Raw genomic sequence first — 15,757 nt, 5'->3', positions numbered from 1 at the left:
CCCAGCCATCGTTTCTGCGCTTCAAAGGCTGTCTTCTCGCGTTCCTCCGTCCGCTCTGACGGCTGCCGATCATCCACTCCTGCTTTATCCAGTAATGTTTGGGTTTCTCTGCGGTGCGTTGAAGGCGGCGCAACTGAGTATGATGTTTCGCAATCGCGTTCGTTCCCGAACGCTCAAGACGCTAATTGATGCATGGCCCCCTTCTGAGGCCATAACCGGACTTTACTTCTCCGCTGAGGACGCAGTCTATCCCATTCGTATTTAGATGGAGACTCCTGCCTCGCGGAGACCGCCCACCAGCCTGTCGAACAGATCGGGGTCACGGTAAGGTAGAGCCCGCTTAAGGTGATCGATAGAAAAGTTCGAATTAACCTCCAACACCTCACGCCAATAGCGCCGCGCTTCTTCGTGGCGCCCGACTCGACCATAGAGACAGGCGAGATAAAAGCGCGTCATGTCCGATCGCGGCGCCAGGGTCAGCCGACGCTTGAAGGCGATCTCGGCCTCGTCAAAGCGCCCGAGGCTCAATAGCGCCCTCCCCAGGAAATGCAGAGACAGATCGAATTGCGGGTCGAGCCGGCGGGCCCGCGTGTAGAGCGCCACGGCATCTTCGTACCGACCTTGGAATTCCCTTATGTTGCCAAGCCCGGTATAGGCATCGGCCAAATTGGGGTCGAGCGCGACGGCCCGCTCCGCCGGGGCTTCCGCCTCGTCTAGGCGCCGCATCCAGGCAAGCACGAGCGCCAGCGAGACATGGGCCTGCGGCTCAGTATCGTCCACGTCGATGGCCTTGTGCGCCAGTTGCAGCGCCCGTCCCAGATTTTCCGGCGTCGCGCCGTTCCACCGGTTGACGTATTCGGCAAAGGCGATGATCGACAGCCGGGCATAGGCGGCCGCCAGCCCCGGATCGATCTCGATGACGCGCTCCAGCATGGCGCGCGCTTCCCTTGACGATACGGCGCTGAGTTGCAGCATGGTCTGGCGCGAGCGGACGAGCAGGTCGTAGGCTTCCGGATCCACCTTGCCGCGGTGCTCGCGCCGCTCCTCTTCCCCGGCCGTCAGCTTCACCTTGAGCGCGCTGACGATGGTGCGGGTGACCTCGTCCTGAACCGCGAATATGTCCTCGATACAGCGATCATAACGCTCGGCCCAGAGATGGCCGCCCGTCGTGCCGTCGATCATCTGGGCGTTGATGCGGATGCGGTCGGCGGCCCGGCGCACGCTGCCTTCCAGTATGTAGCGGACGCCGAGTTCCCGGCTAACCTTGCGAATGTCCGGCGCCTTGCCCTTGTACGCGAAAGAGGAATTGCGGGCGATGACGAAGAGGCCGGAAACCTTGGAAAGATCGGTGATGATATCCTCGGTGATGCCGTCGGCGAAATAGCCCTGCTCCGGGTCGCCGGACATGTTGTCGAACGGCAGTACGGCTATCGAAGGCTTCGCTGGAAGCCGCGGTTGGGCTTCCACGACTGAGCTGTCGGCATCGCCGGCGCCGTTCGGCGACCAGCTCCAGACATGCACCGGCCGCTCGATGTTCTTGACCTCGTGATAGCCGCTGTCGACGAAATCGAGGCCGACGCGGCCATGCACATACTCGTGGACGCCGTCCGAAATCGCCACGCCGCCGGGCTTGGCAAGCGTCTCGAGACGGGCAGCCACATTGACCCCATCGCCGTAGAGATCGCTGCCCTCGACCATGATGTCGCCCAGGTTAACACCGACGCGGAGAACGATAGCCCGGTCTTCCGGCATGTCTCTGTTAGCAGCCGCCATGGCTTGCTGAAGGGCTGCGGCGCATTCGACAGCGTTGACGGCGCTGCTGAACTCGACAAGCACACCGTCGCCCATCCTCTTGAAGACGCGGCCCTGATGAGTTGCGACGAGCGGCTCCAGCACCTCTTTCCAGCGCTCCATGAGCAGCGTGTGGGTGCTTTTTTCGTCCCGTTCCATGAGCCGGCTGTAACCGACCACGTCAGCGGCCAAAATGGCGGCAAGCCGGCGTCTGATGGATTCGTTGGCCATATGCAATGGCGCCTTCCTAGATCATTTCACTGTTTCATCGAAACATCGAACTGATCTAACTCTTTGAAATTACGCAAATCCGGGCGGAAAACCGTTACACTCTTTTCCTGGAATTGCTCCAGCATCCATTGTCCAAATTTTACTGGCGTATTGCTGCCATGTCCATTTGGCTTGAGGCTGGCCTTGGTCGACAACCAGCGTCAGTGCGCCGAAACCAGAGCATGCGCGAGCAGAACTCAGTCTTGCTCCAAAAGTCCCTGCGCTAACTCTTCCCATTCCTCATCAAACGTTAAGATTGGCGGCACGACGCCGCAGCGGCGATACCAATATTCTGCGTTCGATTGATCGCCTTCCTTGCGATGGAGGTAGGCATGCACACGCATATCCGCCGTATCGTCGTGCTCCTGCACGCGCTCGTGCGCCTTTTTCCAGTTGCCCTTCGCATCCCACCACAGCGCCTGCAGGGCGGAGCTTGAACCGGCGGGCGGCTCTGGCTGCGCAATCGAATCTCTAAAAGTCTGCAAATCCATTCTCGGCACCGTGGTGAAATCCAGGACGCCGATGATAACCGCGCCAGCCGCCGAGCGGTAGCGTGCATTGGGCGATATCCGGATTGACCGCAACGGGTGGGAGAGCTGCAGTTCGGCCACTTACCTCGAGTATCTGCAATTTAGTTCTCTACCCCGCAGGCGTCACTCGCTCATGCCTGGATTATCGGAAGTGCGCGGCGGCAATTTGGGCGGTGTCAGCGCCAGTCCAAACGATTTCACGCCGGCTCCCAGATTCATTTTGCTTGGCGGTCACCCCGACGCCGCAGACTTGATCCGCGGCTAGCTAATGCCTCCCACAGCGATGCCCCCGGATGACAGGATTCCCTCATTAGCAAAATGCAATCTTGCAGAAATGCAAGACGGGTGCGCGCCTATCGCTTTGACTGACGCCCTCCAAGTGATGAATGTGGCTCCAGGACTTAAAATGGAACAAATGTTCCGATCAAACGAAAGCCATTCCAAACATTCCTGGAGGACACGCCCAATGATCGCCCTTCCCTTCGCCCTCAATCACATGGCCGCGCCCGCCCTGCCGCTTGATGCATTCTTCGCGCTCGCAAAGTCGCTTGGAGTGTCGGCGGTCGAAATTCGAAACGATCTTTCCGGCAACGCGATCCTCGACGGCACCGGCCCGGATGCAGTGAAGGCGCTTGCCGAAAAGCACGGACTGACGATCATCTCGATCAACGCCCTGCAGCGCTTCAACGAATGGAACGAAGAGCGTGAGGCGGAAGCGCGCGCGCTTATTTCCTATGCGCGCGACTGCGGTGCCAAGGCGCTGGTGCTGGTGCCGGTCAATGACGGCAGCGGGCAGAAGGGCGGTGAGCGCCAGGCAAATCTCAGGACCGCGCTGAAAGCCTTGAGGCCGTTGCTGGAAGCGGCGGGCATTGCTGGCCTCGTCGAGCCGCTCGGCTTCGAGATCTGCTCGCTGCGCTCCAAGACCGAATCTGTCGAGGCGATCCGGGAGGTCGGCGGCGAAGCGACGTTCCGTCTCGTCCACGACACCTTCCACCATCATCTTGCTGGCGAGGACGCTTTCTTCCCGGATATGACCGGGCTCGTGCATATTTCCGGCGTTAGCGACAAAGCGGTTACGGTCGCCGACATGCGCGATCCGCATCGCATTCTCGTCGATGCGGAGGACCGATTGGACAATGCAGGACAGATCCGCCGCCTTAAAGGTCAGGGATACAAGGGCCCGTTTTCCTTCGAACCCTTTGCGCCGTCGGTCCACGACCTCGCCGATCCAGCAAAGGCCCTTCAGGAAAGCATGGCCTATCTGCAAGCCAAGGCCTGATCATCCACTCGCAGGAGAACACCGAAAATGGCTCGGGCGCCGCAGGACAGGCTTGACGGCGTCCGGATAAAATGGAATACATATTCCGTAATGGCAATTTAGTGGTTCGTTTATTCCGTTTTGACCGAAAGAGCAGCGGGAGTACGGCTTTCGGTTCGAGATGGGCGCGATCTTGCGAAAGGTCGCGCTTCCGGCTGGAGAAGGTGTCGCCGGGCACCGAATGTGGAGGAGAGAGAAATGAAGAAATTTGTGCTGGGCGCCGCCATGGCCGTCATGATGTCGACGGCTGCGCATGCCGAGACAATCGGTGTGTCGATGGCGCTGTTCGACGACAACTTCCTGACGGTTCTGCGCAACGGCATGTCCGATTACGCCAAGACGCTCAATGGCGTCGAACTGCAGATCGAAGACGCGCAGAACGACGTCGCGAAGCAGCAGAGCCAGATCCAGAACTTCATCGCCGCCGGCGTCGACGCCATCATCGTCAACCCGGTCGATACCGACGCGACCGCCGCCATGTCGAAGATCGCGGCCGATGCCGGTGTTCCGCTAGTCTATGTCAACCGCGAACCCGTCAACGTCGACACCCTGCCGGAAAAGCAGGCCTTCGTTGCCTCGAACGAACAGGAATCCGGCACGCTGGAAACCCAGGAGATCTGCAAGTTGCTCGGCGGCAAGGGCAAGGCTGTCGTCATGATGGGCGAGCTTTCCAACCAGGCCGCCCGCATGCGCACGAAGGACGTGCATGACGTGCTTGCGACCGAACAGTGCAAGGGCATCGAGATCGTTGAAGAGCAGACGGCCAACTGGTCGCGCACCCAGGGCGCCGACCTCGTCACCAACTGGCTCTCCGCCGGCCTCGAGTTCGATGCAGTCATTTCGAACAACGACGAAATGGCGATCGGCGCCATCCAGGCACTGAAGGCTGCCGGCCGTTCGATGGACTCGGTCGTCATCGGCGGCGTCGATGCCACCCAGGATGCGCTCGCCGCCATGGCGGCCGGCGACCTCGACGTGACGGTATTCCAGAACGCCGCTGGCCAGGGCCAGGGCTCTGTCGACGCCGCGCTGAAACTCGCCAAGGGCGAGCCGGTCGAAAAGAAGGTCTACATCCCCTTCGAACTCGTGACGAAGGAAAACCTGGACAAGTACCAGGCGAAGAACTGACCGTTCGCTTGGGGGCGCGGCGAACACCGCGCTCCCTCCTGAAATCAGTGCCCGCACGAAGCCCTGACGATAGGGTTCAACAAGAAGGCGTATACGCCCGCCGCGGGACTTTCGGCCAGAGCCGGACACTGGGGAGGCTACGAGAATGACGCTCAGTCCCACAACCATGGCAGCCGTGCGTGCGAGTGGCGCCATACCGAATGCGGAATATCTTCTTTCCGCGGAAGGCGTGCGCAAGGAATTCCCGGGCGTCGTGGCGCTCGACGACGTCGAGTTCAAGCTGAAGCGCGGTACTGTCCATGCGCTCATGGGCGAGAACGGTGCCGGCAAATCCACCCTGATGAAGATTCTCGCCGGCATCTATCAGCCGGACAAGGGCGAGGTGAAGCTCAAGGGCGTCGACATCCGTCTGCAGTCGCCCCTCGACGCGCTCGAAAACGGCATCGCCATGATCCATCAGGAGCTGAACCTGATGCCCTTCATGACCGTCGCGGAAAACATCTGGATCCGACGCGAACCAAAGAACCGGTTCGGCTTCGTCGATCACGGCGAAATGCGCCGCATGACCGCCAAGCTATTCGAGCGGCTGAAGATCAACCTCGACCCGGAGATCGAAGTCCGTCACCTCTCCGTCGCCAACCGTCAGATGGTTGAAATAGCCAAGGCGGTTTCCTACGAATCCGACGTCTTGATCATGGACGAGCCGACATCGGCGCTGACCGAGCGCGAGGTTGCGCACCTCTTCGAGATCATCCGGGACCTCAGATCGCAAGGCATCGGCATCGTTTACATCACCCACAAGATGAACGAGCTCTTCGAGATTGCCGACGAATTCTCGGTGTTCCGCGACGGCAAATATATCGGCACGCACGCGTCGAGCAACGTCACCCGCGACGACATCATCCGCATGATGGTCGGTCGCGAGATCACCCAGATGTTCCCGAAGGAGGAGGTGCCGATCGGCGACGTCGTGCTGTCGGTCAAGAACCTCACGCTTGATGGCGTGTTCCGCGACGTTTCCTTCGATGTGCGCGCCGGTGAAATCCTCGGCGTCGCCGGACTCGTCGGCTCCGGCCGCTCGAACGTCGCCGAGACGCTCTTCGGCGTCACACCGGCAAGTTCGGGTACGATCGCGATCGACGGCAAAGAGGTGGTGATCGACAACCCCAACACGGCGATCCGCCACCGCATGGCGTTCCTGACGGAGGATCGCAAGGACACCGGCTGCCTGCTCATCCTCGACATACTCGAGAACATGCAGATCGCCGTGCTGCAGGACAAGTTCGTCAAGCGCGGCTTCGTCAGCGAGAAGGCGATCACCGCCGCCTGCGAGGAGATGAGCCGCAAGCTGCGCGTCAAGACGCCGAACCTTGAGGAGCGCATCGAAAACCTGTCGGGCGGCAACCAGCAGAAGGTGCTGATCGGCCGCTGGCTGCTCACCAATCCACGCATTCTCATCCTGGACGAGCCGACACGCGGCATCGATGTCGGCGCCAAGGCGGAAATCCACCGTCTTGTCACCGAACTCGCCCGCAACGGCGTCGCCGTCATCATGATCTCGTCGGAAATGCCCGAGGTGCTCGGCATGAGCGACCGGATCATGGTGATGCACGAGGGCCGCGTCACCGGCTTCCTCGACCGAGCCGAAGCGACCCAGATCAAGGTCATGGAACTTGCCGCGCGTTGAGCGCGCGATGCCGACCGCAGGGAGGACAGAAAATGGATACCAATGTCGCCGCACATGGCACGAGCACGACCCTTGTGGGGTCAAGGCGGCGCCTGCCGCCCGAATTCAACATCTTCCTGGTGTTGCTTGGGATCGCCCTCGTCTACGAAATTCTAGGCTGGATGTTTGTCGGCCAGAGCTTCCTGATGAACTCCCAGCGACTGACGATCATGATCCTGCAGGTCTCGGTGATCGGCATCATCGCCGTCGGCGTAACGCAGGTGATCATTACAGGCGGCATTGACCTCTCATCGGGATCGGTCGTTGGCATGACCGCGATGATCTCGGCGAGCGTCGCGCAGGCATCCACCTGGCCACGGGCACTTTATCCATCGCTCACCGACCTTCCGGCAATCGTGCCGATCGGCCTCGGTGTCGGCATCGGCCTTGTGGCCGGCTATATCAACGGGCAGCTCATCGCCAAGACCAAGATCCCGCCCTTCATCGCCACGCTCGGCATGATGGTCTCGGCGCGCGGCGTCTCCAAGTGGTACACCAAGGGCCAGCCGGTCTCCGGTCTCACCGACCAGTTCAACTTCATTGGCACGGGCATTTGGCCGGTCATCGTCTTCCTCGTCGTCGCGCTGATCTTCCACATCGCGCTGCGCTACACCCGCTACGGCAAGTTCACCTATGCGATCGGCGCGAACGTACAGGCCGCGCGCGTTTCCGGCATCAATGTCGAGGCGCATCTGATCAAGGTCTACGCCATCGCCGGCATGCTGGCGGGCCTTGCAGGCGTCGTCACCGCGGCGCGCGCCCAGACGGCACAGGCCGGCATGGGCGTGATGTATGAACTCGACGCCATTGCCGCGACCGTCATTGGCGGCACGTCGTTGACCGGCGGTGTCGGTCGCATCACCGGGACCGTCATCGGCACCGTGATTCTCGGCGTCATGACGTCCGGTTTCACCTTCCTCAGGGTCGACGCCTACTACCAGGAGATCGTCAAGGGCGTGATCATCGTCGCCGCCGTCGTCGTCGACGTCTATCGCCAGAAGGGCAGAAAGAAAACCTGAGCTTCAAAAAAGAAGACTTGTCCTCCCAGTGAAGTGACTGGCCGGAATGGTGAAAGCCGTTCCGGCTTTTTTCTTTGGCTTATACTGCCAAAGCGGAGCGATTTGTTCATCCACCGACATATGCTTGCACTGCAAGGCAGCCCTTTAGATTCCGGTCTGGCAAAAGCGGCGCCGATACACTATACCGCCAGGGTCCAAAATCATCGGAGATTTATCATGTTGTCGCAGCGCAAGCTTGCGAGCCAGGTCCAGCCGCGTTTCTTCCTTCAGCTTTGGAACGCGATGCTTCGGGTTCAGACCCGCGAAACAGCTTCCCTCTTCGGCCCCCGCGGCCGCTAACGCATAGCGCCTGATTCCGTCCTTCGAACTGCCCCGCCTATGCGAGTCTTCTTAGCATAGGCGGCAGCGGCACCACGCTGCGGCGCGCTGGTGGCCCTGAAGAACAGCGCCACGCGAGCGCTTAATTACGCAGTAACAATTATCATATAATTCTGCTCGTTATACGAGAACGTTGCCAAGTCTATCCCCTCAAGTGGAAGACTTGATGCATGATGCGGACGTTCTGCGCCGGTCTGTCCGGAATTTTTCATGACTTATTACTCGCTTGCGGCCTCTGCAGGAGGTTCCGTGAAGTCCATGACGCGTCCCAGCGTAGCAAGGTTTTCCGTGGGAGAGATTGCATGAAACTATCTATTGCGCGCGGTTTGGCGATCTTCGGGGCGATCGTCACCGCAGGTTTGATAATTTCCATTGGCATCACGACACACGCCTTCGACAAGCTGAGAGTAAACGGTCCGGTCTATACGCAGGTGGTCTACGGAAAGGATCTGATCGCCGACATCCTGCCGCCGCCGTTGTACACGGTAGAGTCCTACATGCTGGCGATGGAGGCCGTATCCAATCCCGAACTCGCCAAAGGCAACCTCGAGAAGATCGGAATCCTAAAACAGGCCTATGACGACCGGCGCGCCTACTGGAAAGCGTCGGCTGCTCCCGAAACGCTCAAGGCAAAGCTGGAGAACGATGTTATCGGCAGAGCCGATTCCTATTGGGCAGCGATGGAAGAAAAGTTCCTCGCTCCGTACCGGAATAGCGATCCGGCTTCCGCGGCGCAGGCGATGGACGAGCTAAAGGCAAGCTTTCACCACCATGAAGTCGCGGTCAATGAATTGGTCGCGATGGCAGATAAGTTCCTGAAGCAGCAGGAAGCAGGTGCCGCTTCGGACACGGCGAGCCTTTCCTGGGCCGCCACCCTGAGTTCGGCGATGTCCGTCCTTCTGCTGCTCACCGGCCTTTGGTTCTTCCGCGATCGCGCGGTGAAGCCTCTGGCCACCATGTCTGCCTATATGCAGACGCTCGCCGCCGGCGACTACGATCGCGAAGTTCCCTATGCCGAGCGTCCGGATGAGATCGGCATGGTCGCAAGGTCTGTCGCCGTGTTCCGGCAAGCGGCAATCGAGCGCCGCCACGCGCGCGAGCGGACGGACGAGGAGCGCCGCCTGCGGGACGAACAAGAGGCAGCCCACGCGCGAAGGAAAGCCATCGAGGAAAAGGACCGGCTGCAAGTCATTGAACATTTGACCCGCGGACTGGCACGCCTATCTGCCGGCGATCTTTCCGTCCGCATCGTAGATAACTTCTCCGACGCGTACGAGGCGTTGAGAGCTGAGTTCAACACGGGCGTGGAACGGCTCGCTGAAACGATCTCCGGTGTCCTCAGTGCGACCGACAAGCTCAGCACGAGCTCGTCGGAAATTGCCGGGGCGACCGATGATCTGGCCAAACGGACCGAGCAGCAGGCGGCCTCGCTCGAACAGACTGCCTCCGCCTTCAACGAGATCACGGCGACGGCACACAATTCCTCGGAGCGCGCGCGAGAGGCAAGCCTGGTGATGGTCGCGGCGAAAGACAGCGCCGAGAAATCCGCGATGGTCGTGCGCGACGCAGTGGCCGCTATGGAGCGCATCGCGCGATCCTCCGGGCAGATCCAGCAGATCATCAACGTCATCGACCAGATTGCCTTCCAAACCAATCTCCTGGCGCTCAATGCGGGCGTCGAGGCTGCGCGTGCGGGCGAAGCGGGCAAAGGCTTTGCCGTCGTTGCCCAGGAGGTGCGGGAACTGGCCGGTCGCTCCGCCAGTGCCGCCAAGGAGATCAAAATGCTGATAGAGGCGTCGACACGGGAAGTCGCCGGTGGCGTGGAGCTTGTCAACCAGACCGGTGAGGCGTTGATCGGGATCGAGGGGCATGTGCAGCAGGTGACCGACCTGATCGGCGTGATTGTGACTGCCGCCACCGAGCAGTCCACTGCATTGTCCGAGATCGATGCCGCACTCCATAAAATGGATGAAGTGACGCAACGGAATGCGGCGATGGTCGAAGAAACCAATGCGGCCTGCCGTGAGCTGAGCAACGAGGTGGACGACCTCAATCGCATGGCTGGCCGCTTTCAGGTGCTCGGCCGCGTAAGCAGGCTGGCGGCTTGACGTCAACAAGAGGCGCTGAGAAGGCCCCTCCCAGTAGGCGGGGGCCTAACGTCCCGCGCCTGCCACGTTCAGCCTAGGCGCTTCCGTCCCCGGGCGCCACCGCAACGCCTTAAGCCTCTCCTTGTGGCATGTGTGGGGTTTGGTTCTGCTGCAGGCGCCTGCTTATCTGATCGTCGCAGATCGGTTAAGAATGAAGTGAGCGCGCACGGCATCGCGGCCCTCCCCCTTGTGGGAACGGCTTCGGGGCGAAGTGGCCATCAAGATGTATCGAATCCCTATTTACCTATCCACCGCCGCGACGGTGCGGTCACCGAATTGCGGACCACCAGATCCGGCCTCAGCAGGATTTCCGTCTCGGCGGGGCGCCTGTCGGAGAGAAGGTCAAGCAGGAGTGCCATGGCCTGTTTTCCGATCAGCGTGCGCGGCTGGCGGATCGTGGTCAACGCCGGCGTCATGAACGTCGCCTGCGGCACATCATCAAAGCCGGTCACTGAAAAATCATTCGGAATGTCATAGCCGCGCGCCTTCAGCCCGATCATCACTCCGAGCGCGGTCTGGTCGTTGACGCACATGAAAGCGGTGGGCAGCGTGTCGCGCACGAAAAGCCGTTCGACGGCGGCCCTTCCACTCTCGAGCGTGCCGTCGCCCTCCTGGACGAGCCGAAGCTCCGCCGGCACGCCCGCCGCGTCGAGCCCCGCGTCGTAGCCGGCCCGTCGCCTCTTATAGGCAAGCCGCGTGCGGGAATCGCCGATAAAGGCGATCTTGCGATGGCCTTCGGCGATCAGGAGATCGACCACCTTGCGGGCACCCTCGATGTCATCGATGCCGACATAGGGGATGCCGCCGTTGAAGACGGGCTCGAAGATGCCGACGCTTGGCGGCAATCGCGCCGTCATCGTCTCGTGACCGAAAGGCAGAATGCCGGTGAAGAGGATGAGGCCAGCCGCCTGATTGGAATTGAGAAACTTCAGATATTCGAGCGCGCGCTGGGCATCGTTCTGCGTATGGCCGATTAGCACGCCATAGCCATGCGACCGCGCCTCATTTTCAAGGCCGACGAGAATGCTGGAAAAGTTGGGGTCGCCGATATCCGGGGCAACGACCAGAATCATGTTCGACCGGCCGAGCCTCAGGCTGCGCGCCATGGCATTGGTCGTATAACCGGTAATGGCGATGGCCTGGTTGACCTTCAGTCGCGTGGACGTTGCGACCTTCTCCGGGGTGTGGATTGCCCGCGATACCGTCGCGATCGAAACCTCGGCGATCCTGGCGACGTCTTCGATGGTTGCGGGGGTGGAATCCGACACTCTCGCTCTGCCTTGCGTCTTCGTTAAAACCTAGCCGATTCGAGGATAAAACATGCAGCGATCCAAAGTGCTACAGCGGCCTTTTGCACGTCTGATCAGGACACGCGGCGCAGTAGGTGGCGGGACACTACATACACTTCCGGCCACGTCAAAGGTCATCTCGGAAATTCCTGTGCATGCCACGATGTAAACCTTTACATGATGTGTGTAAAGGTTTACATAACCCCATAAGCGGATGGGAGCCGCAAGGGGGAATCGATGAATCCGGAAACGGTCGAAACCGGGAGCGTCGTGCTGGAGGCACGTCGCATCAGCAAGTCGTTCAGCGGCGTGCAGGTGCTCTTCAGCGTCAATTTCGAGCTTCGCGCCGGCGAGATCCATGCCCTGATGGGCGAGAACGGCGCCGGCAAGTCCACGCTGGTAAAAATCCTCTCCGGATTCGAGCAGCCATCTTCGGGCGAGATCCTGCTCGACGGCAATCCGGTGACGCTTCCGCCGAACGGCGCCGCCGAAGCGCTCGGCATCGTCATCATCCACCAGGAATTCAATCTCGCCGAACATCTGACCGTTGCGGAAAGCCTGTTCCTCGGCCGCGAGGTCACCCGCTTCGGTGTGCTCGACCGCAAATACATGCGCGCGGAAACGCGCCGTGTTCTCGATCTCCTCGGCTGTCGCGTCGACGCGAATGCGCTGATCAGCAGCCTGTCGATCGCTGAAAAGCAGATGGTGGAGATTGCCAAGGCGATCAGCCGCGACGCGCGAGTCGTGTTCATGGACGAACCGACGGCCGTCCTCTCCCGCGAGGAGACCAATTTCCTCTTCCGCCAGGTGCGCAAGCTGCGCGAGCAGGGCACGAGCTTCGTCTTCGTGTCCCATAAGCTTGACGAAGTCCTCGAACTGACTGACCGCGTGACGGTGCTGCGCGATGGCCAGTGGGTGAAAACGGCCCCGACCGCGATTCTCGACGGAGAATCGATCGCCCAGCTCATGGTCGGCCGCGAGATGTCGAGCCTCTATCCCGCCAAGTCCGAGCCGGATGTCGACGAAGAGATCGTGCTGCGAGTGGACTCACTCTCCACCAACTATGTCAAGGATGCCAGCTTCGAGGTGCGCAAGGGCGAGATCCTGGGCTTTTCGGGCATGATCGGCTCGGGACGGACGGAACTGATGGAGGCGGTCGCCGGCCTCAGGTCGCGGCTCTCGGGAGAGGTGACGATCCGTGGTGAGGCCGTGCCCTCGGGCGACGTGCACGCCGCCAACCGACGAGGCCTTGCCTACATGACCAAGGACCGCAAGGCGAAGGGCCTGCTCCTGAATTCCGGCATGACGGCGAACCTGACCTTGCAGTCGCTCGGCCAGCATACCCGCCTTGGCTATCTCGATCCCACGAGCGAGGCCGCCGCGCTCGAAAAAGCCCGCCGCCGCTTCGACATCCGCGTGCGCGACGGCGACGTGGTGGCGAGGCGCATGTCTGGCGGCAACCAGCAGAAGCTGCTGCTCGCCAAGGTGATGGAGACGGAGCCCGAGATTATCATCATCGACGAGCCGACGCGCGGCATCGACGTCGGCACCAAACAACAGATTTATCACTTCATCTCGGCGCTGGCGCGCGACGGCCGTTCGATCATCGTCGTCTCGTCCGAGATGCCTGAAGTGATCGGGCTTTGCACGCGCGTCGCCGTGATGCGCGAGGGACGGATCGTCGGCATGCTCGAAGGGGACGAGATCTCCGAGCAGGAGATCATGCGCTATGCAGCGGGACTGAAGAGGATGGCTGCCGCCTGACGGTGCATTCCACCGGCCACAGGCAGTCACAGCAATATGGAATTCCCCCGGGCTTCGGGGCGGGAGGTTGGTCTGAACATGAGCGTTAACGAGGAAAGCATCCAAAGCACAAGTCATCGCCGCACCTGGCGGGACGTCGATCTGAGGGCTGTGGCGCCGTTTGCCGCACTTGCGCTGCTTTTGATCGTCGGCGCGATCGTCAACCCCAACTTCATCGGCCTCAACAATCTCGCCAACGTCGCCACTCGCTGCGCGTTTATCGCCATCATTGCAGTCGGCGCGACTTTCGTCATCTCGGCAGGAGACCTCGATCTCTCTGTCGGCTCGATGGTCGCCTTCGTGGCAAGCTTGATGATCCTGTTCATGAATTCCGGCGTCATCGCCGATCCGACGTTGATGCTGACGGCGGCGGTCGTTTTCGCGGTGGCGGCAGGAGCGGTCTGCGGCCTCGCCAACGGGCTGATCACCACCGTCGGCAGGATCGAGCCGTTCATCGCAACGCTCGGCACGATGGGCATCTATCGCGGCCTCACCACCTGGCTTTCGCAGGGCGGCGCGATCACGCTTCGCGAGCCGGAGATACAGGAGCTCTACCGCCCGGCCTATTTCGGTAGCATTCTCGGCGTGCCGGTGCCGATCGCGATCATCCTCGCGGTTACCGCCGTCGCCGCCTTCATCCTCTATCGCACGCGTTACGGCAGGCACGTGGTCGCCGTCGGCTCCAACAGCGACGTCGCCCGCTATTCCGGCATCGCCGTCAACCGCGTGCGCACCATCGCTTTCGTGATCCAGGGCCTGTGCGTGGCGATTGCCGTGCTGCTCTATGTGCCGCGCCTCGGCTCCACCTCGGCGACGACCGGCATCCTCTGGGAACTGCAGGCCATCACCGCCGTCGTCGTCGGCGGCACCGCGCTCAAGGGCGGCGCCGGCCGCGTCTGGGGCACGATCTGCGGCGCCTTCATCCTCGAATTGGTCGGTAACATCATGCTCCTGTCGAACTTCATCAGCGAATACCTGATCGGCGCGATGCAGGGTGCGATCATCATCATCGCGATGCTCGTCCAGCGCTCGCTGGTACGCAAATCGTGACAATGCCGGATCTTGCGATCCGGCCACATCAGCGAAGACCCTGACACATTGGGAGGAAAGAAAACATGCGAAAGGGATTAATGGGCATTGCTGCCGTCGCGATGATGGCACTGACGGGCGTGGCCCACGCGGAGGAAAAGAAGGTCACGATCGGCGTTTCGATCCCTGCGGCCGACCACGGCTGGACCGCCGGTGTCGTGTTCCATGCGGAACGCGTCGCGAAAACGCTCATGGAGCAGCATCCGGGCCTCAACGTCATCGTCAAGACCTCGCCGGATCCGGCAAGCCAGGCCAATGCCGTGCAGGACCTCGAAACCCAGGGCATCGACGCGCTGGTGATCCTGCCGACCGATCCCGATCCGCTGGTCAACGCCATCAAGGAAGTCAAGGGCAAGGGCACGTTCGTGGCGCTCGTGGACCGTGCGCCGTCCGTCAACGACAACAGCGTGCGTGACCTCTATGTCGCCGGTAACAACCCTGCGCTCGGCCAGGTCGCCGGCGAATACATCAAGGCCACGACGCCGGAAGCCAAGGTCGTCGTCATTCGCGGCCTGCCGATTCCGATCGACCAGCAGCGCCAGGACGGCTTCGACCAGGGCATCGCCGGCTCGAAGGTCGAGATCCTCGACCGCCAGTACGGCAACTGGAACCGCGACGATGCCTTCAAGGTCATGCAGGACTACCTGACCAAGTACCCGCAGATCGACGTCGTCTGGTGCCAGGACGACGACATGGCCGTCGGCGTGCTGCAGGCGATCGAGCAAGCCAAGCGCACCGACATCCAGTATGTCGTCGCCGGCGCCGGTTCGAAGGAAATGATCAAGAAGGTCATGGACGGCGACAAGATGATCCCGGTCGACGTGCTCTACCCGCCGGCAATGGTCGGCACCGCGCTGGAAATGACGGCGGCCAACTTCTACGGCCAGGTTCCGGTTCGCGGCACCTACACGATCGACGCAACGCTGGTCACCAAAGACAATGCGCAGGACTTCTACTTCCCCGATTCCCCGTTCTGATCGGACGCATCGGCGATAGCCTAAGCGAGACCTGCCCGCGTTGCCGGGCAGGTCTTTTGTTTTGGGGTATCTCGCCCAGCGTAATCCGATCGGATTGCAGCGCGGGCGCAGGCGGATGGCGGTACCCCCCCTGCCGGGCATCTCCCCCACAAGGGGGGAGATTCGCAGGAGGCGCCGATGCCGTACCCCCATTCCATGGCGCAAGGCTGGCGCGGCCGAGGAGAAGGGGCGAGAAGCTCGCGTCTTGCCAATCTCCCCCCTTGTGGGGGAGATGCCCGGCAGGGCAGAGGGG

At 61.3% G+C, this 15,757-nt stretch carries 12 protein-coding genes; 8 read left to right on the top strand and 4 right to left on the bottom strand.

What is annotated here, in order from left to right; all coding sequences use genetic code 11:
- Positions 1-261 precede the first annotated feature (261 nt).
- The 3 genes from GHK62_RS31625 to GHK62_RS31615 are packed head-to-tail and all read right to left on the bottom strand — an operon-like array spanning position 262 to position 2,552.
- Complete coding sequence (locus GHK62_RS31625; RefSeq protein WP_167528413.1) at positions 262-2,022, bottom strand: adenylate/guanylate cyclase domain-containing protein; 1,761 nt, start codon at positions 2,020-2,022, stop codon at positions 262-264.
- 26 nt (positions 2,023-2,048) lie between these two features.
- A complete protein-coding gene (locus GHK62_RS31620; RefSeq protein WP_153442883.1) occupies positions 2,049-2,216 on the bottom strand; it encodes a hypothetical protein in 168 nt (55 codons plus the stop codon).
- A 42-nt stretch (positions 2,217-2,258) separates the two neighbouring features.
- Positions 2,259-2,552: a hypothetical protein gene (locus tag GHK62_RS31615; RefSeq protein WP_153442920.1), complete on the bottom strand. Its 294-nt coding sequence runs from the start codon at positions 2,550-2,552 to the stop codon at positions 2,259-2,261.
- A 505-nt stretch (positions 2,553-3,057) separates the two neighbouring features.
- On the opposite strand from GHK62_RS31615, the gene GHK62_RS31610 reads away from it, so the two are divergent.
- From GHK62_RS31610 to GHK62_RS31590, 5 genes are all read left to right on the top strand, one after another.
- Positions 3,058-3,870 (top strand): TIM barrel protein, encoded by an 813-nt coding sequence (locus GHK62_RS31610; protein WP_153442882.1) that lies wholly within the window; start codon positions 3,058-3,060, stop codon positions 3,868-3,870.
- Between the two features lie 237 nt (positions 3,871-4,107).
- Entirely contained in the window at positions 4,108-5,037 is a 930-nt protein-coding gene (locus GHK62_RS31605; protein WP_153442880.1) for a sugar ABC transporter substrate-binding protein, read from the top strand.
- Between the two features lie 145 nt (positions 5,038-5,182).
- Positions 5,183-6,724, top strand: coding sequence for a sugar ABC transporter ATP-binding protein (locus GHK62_RS31600; protein WP_153442879.1), 1,542 nt, complete (start codon positions 5,183-5,185; stop codon positions 6,722-6,724).
- Between the two features lie 32 nt (positions 6,725-6,756).
- Positions 6,757-7,782 (top strand): ABC transporter permease, encoded by a 1,026-nt coding sequence (locus GHK62_RS31595; protein WP_153442877.1) that lies wholly within the window; start codon positions 6,757-6,759, stop codon positions 7,780-7,782.
- 680 nt (positions 7,783-8,462) lie between these two features.
- On the top strand, positions 8,463-10,268 hold the full coding sequence (locus GHK62_RS31590) for a methyl-accepting chemotaxis protein (RefSeq protein ID WP_153442875.1): 1,806 nt from the start codon (positions 8,463-8,465) through the stop codon (positions 10,266-10,268).
- Between the two features lie 275 nt (positions 10,269-10,543).
- Here the strand turns inward: GHK62_RS31590 and GHK62_RS31585 are convergent, their stop codons facing one another.
- Positions 10,544-11,575, bottom strand: a complete 1,032-nt coding sequence (locus GHK62_RS31585; RefSeq protein ID WP_184108466.1) for a LacI family DNA-binding transcriptional regulator — start codon at positions 11,573-11,575, stop codon at positions 10,544-10,546.
- Between the two features lie 258 nt (positions 11,576-11,833).
- Between GHK62_RS31585 and GHK62_RS31580 the strand changes: the two genes are divergently transcribed.
- From GHK62_RS31580 to GHK62_RS31570, 3 genes are all read left to right on the top strand, one after another.
- Positions 11,834-13,360: a sugar ABC transporter ATP-binding protein gene (locus tag GHK62_RS31580; RefSeq protein ID WP_153442873.1), complete on the top strand. Its 1,527-nt coding sequence runs from the start codon at positions 11,834-11,836 to the stop codon at positions 13,358-13,360.
- A gap of 78 nt (positions 13,361-13,438) precedes the next feature.
- A complete protein-coding gene (locus GHK62_RS31575; RefSeq protein ID WP_153442871.1) occupies positions 13,439-14,449 on the top strand; it encodes an ABC transporter permease in 1,011 nt (336 codons plus the stop codon).
- A 65-nt stretch (positions 14,450-14,514) separates the two neighbouring features.
- A complete protein-coding gene (locus GHK62_RS31570; protein ID WP_153442869.1) occupies positions 14,515-15,465 on the top strand; it encodes a substrate-binding domain-containing protein in 951 nt (316 codons plus the stop codon).
- The last annotated feature ends 292 nt before the right edge of the window (positions 15,466-15,757 follow it).

The sequence above is a fragment of the Sinorhizobium terangae genome (assembly GCF_009601505.1).
Lineage (GTDB): Bacteria > Pseudomonadota > Alphaproteobacteria > Rhizobiales > Rhizobiaceae > Sinorhizobium > Sinorhizobium terangae.
This window is presented reverse-complemented; position numbering and strand designations above follow the sequence as displayed.

What these genes read in the sequence shown, in the direction of transcription:
- GHK62_RS31625 (WP_167528413.1), bottom strand. Translation starts at nt 2,022, where the DNA reads ATGGCCAACGAATCCATCAGACGCCGGCTTGCCGCCATTTTGGCCGCT.
- GHK62_RS31615 (WP_153442920.1), bottom strand. Translation starts at nt 2,552, where the DNA reads ATGGATTTGCAGACTTTTAGAGATTCGATTGCGCAGCCAGAGCCGCCC.
- GHK62_RS31610 (WP_153442882.1), top strand. Translation starts at nt 3,058, where the DNA reads ATGATCGCCCTTCCCTTCGCCCTCAATCACATGGCCGCGCCCGCCCTG.
- GHK62_RS31605 (WP_153442880.1), top strand. Translation starts at nt 4,108, where the DNA reads ATGAAGAAATTTGTGCTGGGCGCCGCCATGGCCGTCATGATGTCGACG.
- GHK62_RS31600 (WP_153442879.1), top strand. Translation starts at nt 5,183, where the DNA reads ATGACGCTCAGTCCCACAACCATGGCAGCCGTGCGTGCGAGTGGCGCC.
- GHK62_RS31595 (WP_153442877.1), top strand. Translation starts at nt 6,757, where the DNA reads ATGGATACCAATGTCGCCGCACATGGCACGAGCACGACCCTTGTGGGG.
- GHK62_RS31590 (WP_153442875.1), top strand. Translation starts at nt 8,463, where the DNA reads ATGAAACTATCTATTGCGCGCGGTTTGGCGATCTTCGGGGCGATCGTC.
- GHK62_RS31580 (WP_153442873.1), top strand. Translation starts at nt 11,834, where the DNA reads ATGAATCCGGAAACGGTCGAAACCGGGAGCGTCGTGCTGGAGGCACGT.
- GHK62_RS31575 (WP_153442871.1), top strand. Translation starts at nt 13,439, where the DNA reads ATGAGCGTTAACGAGGAAAGCATCCAAAGCACAAGTCATCGCCGCACC.
- GHK62_RS31570 (WP_153442869.1), top strand. Translation starts at nt 14,515, where the DNA reads ATGCGAAAGGGATTAATGGGCATTGCTGCCGTCGCGATGATGGCACTG.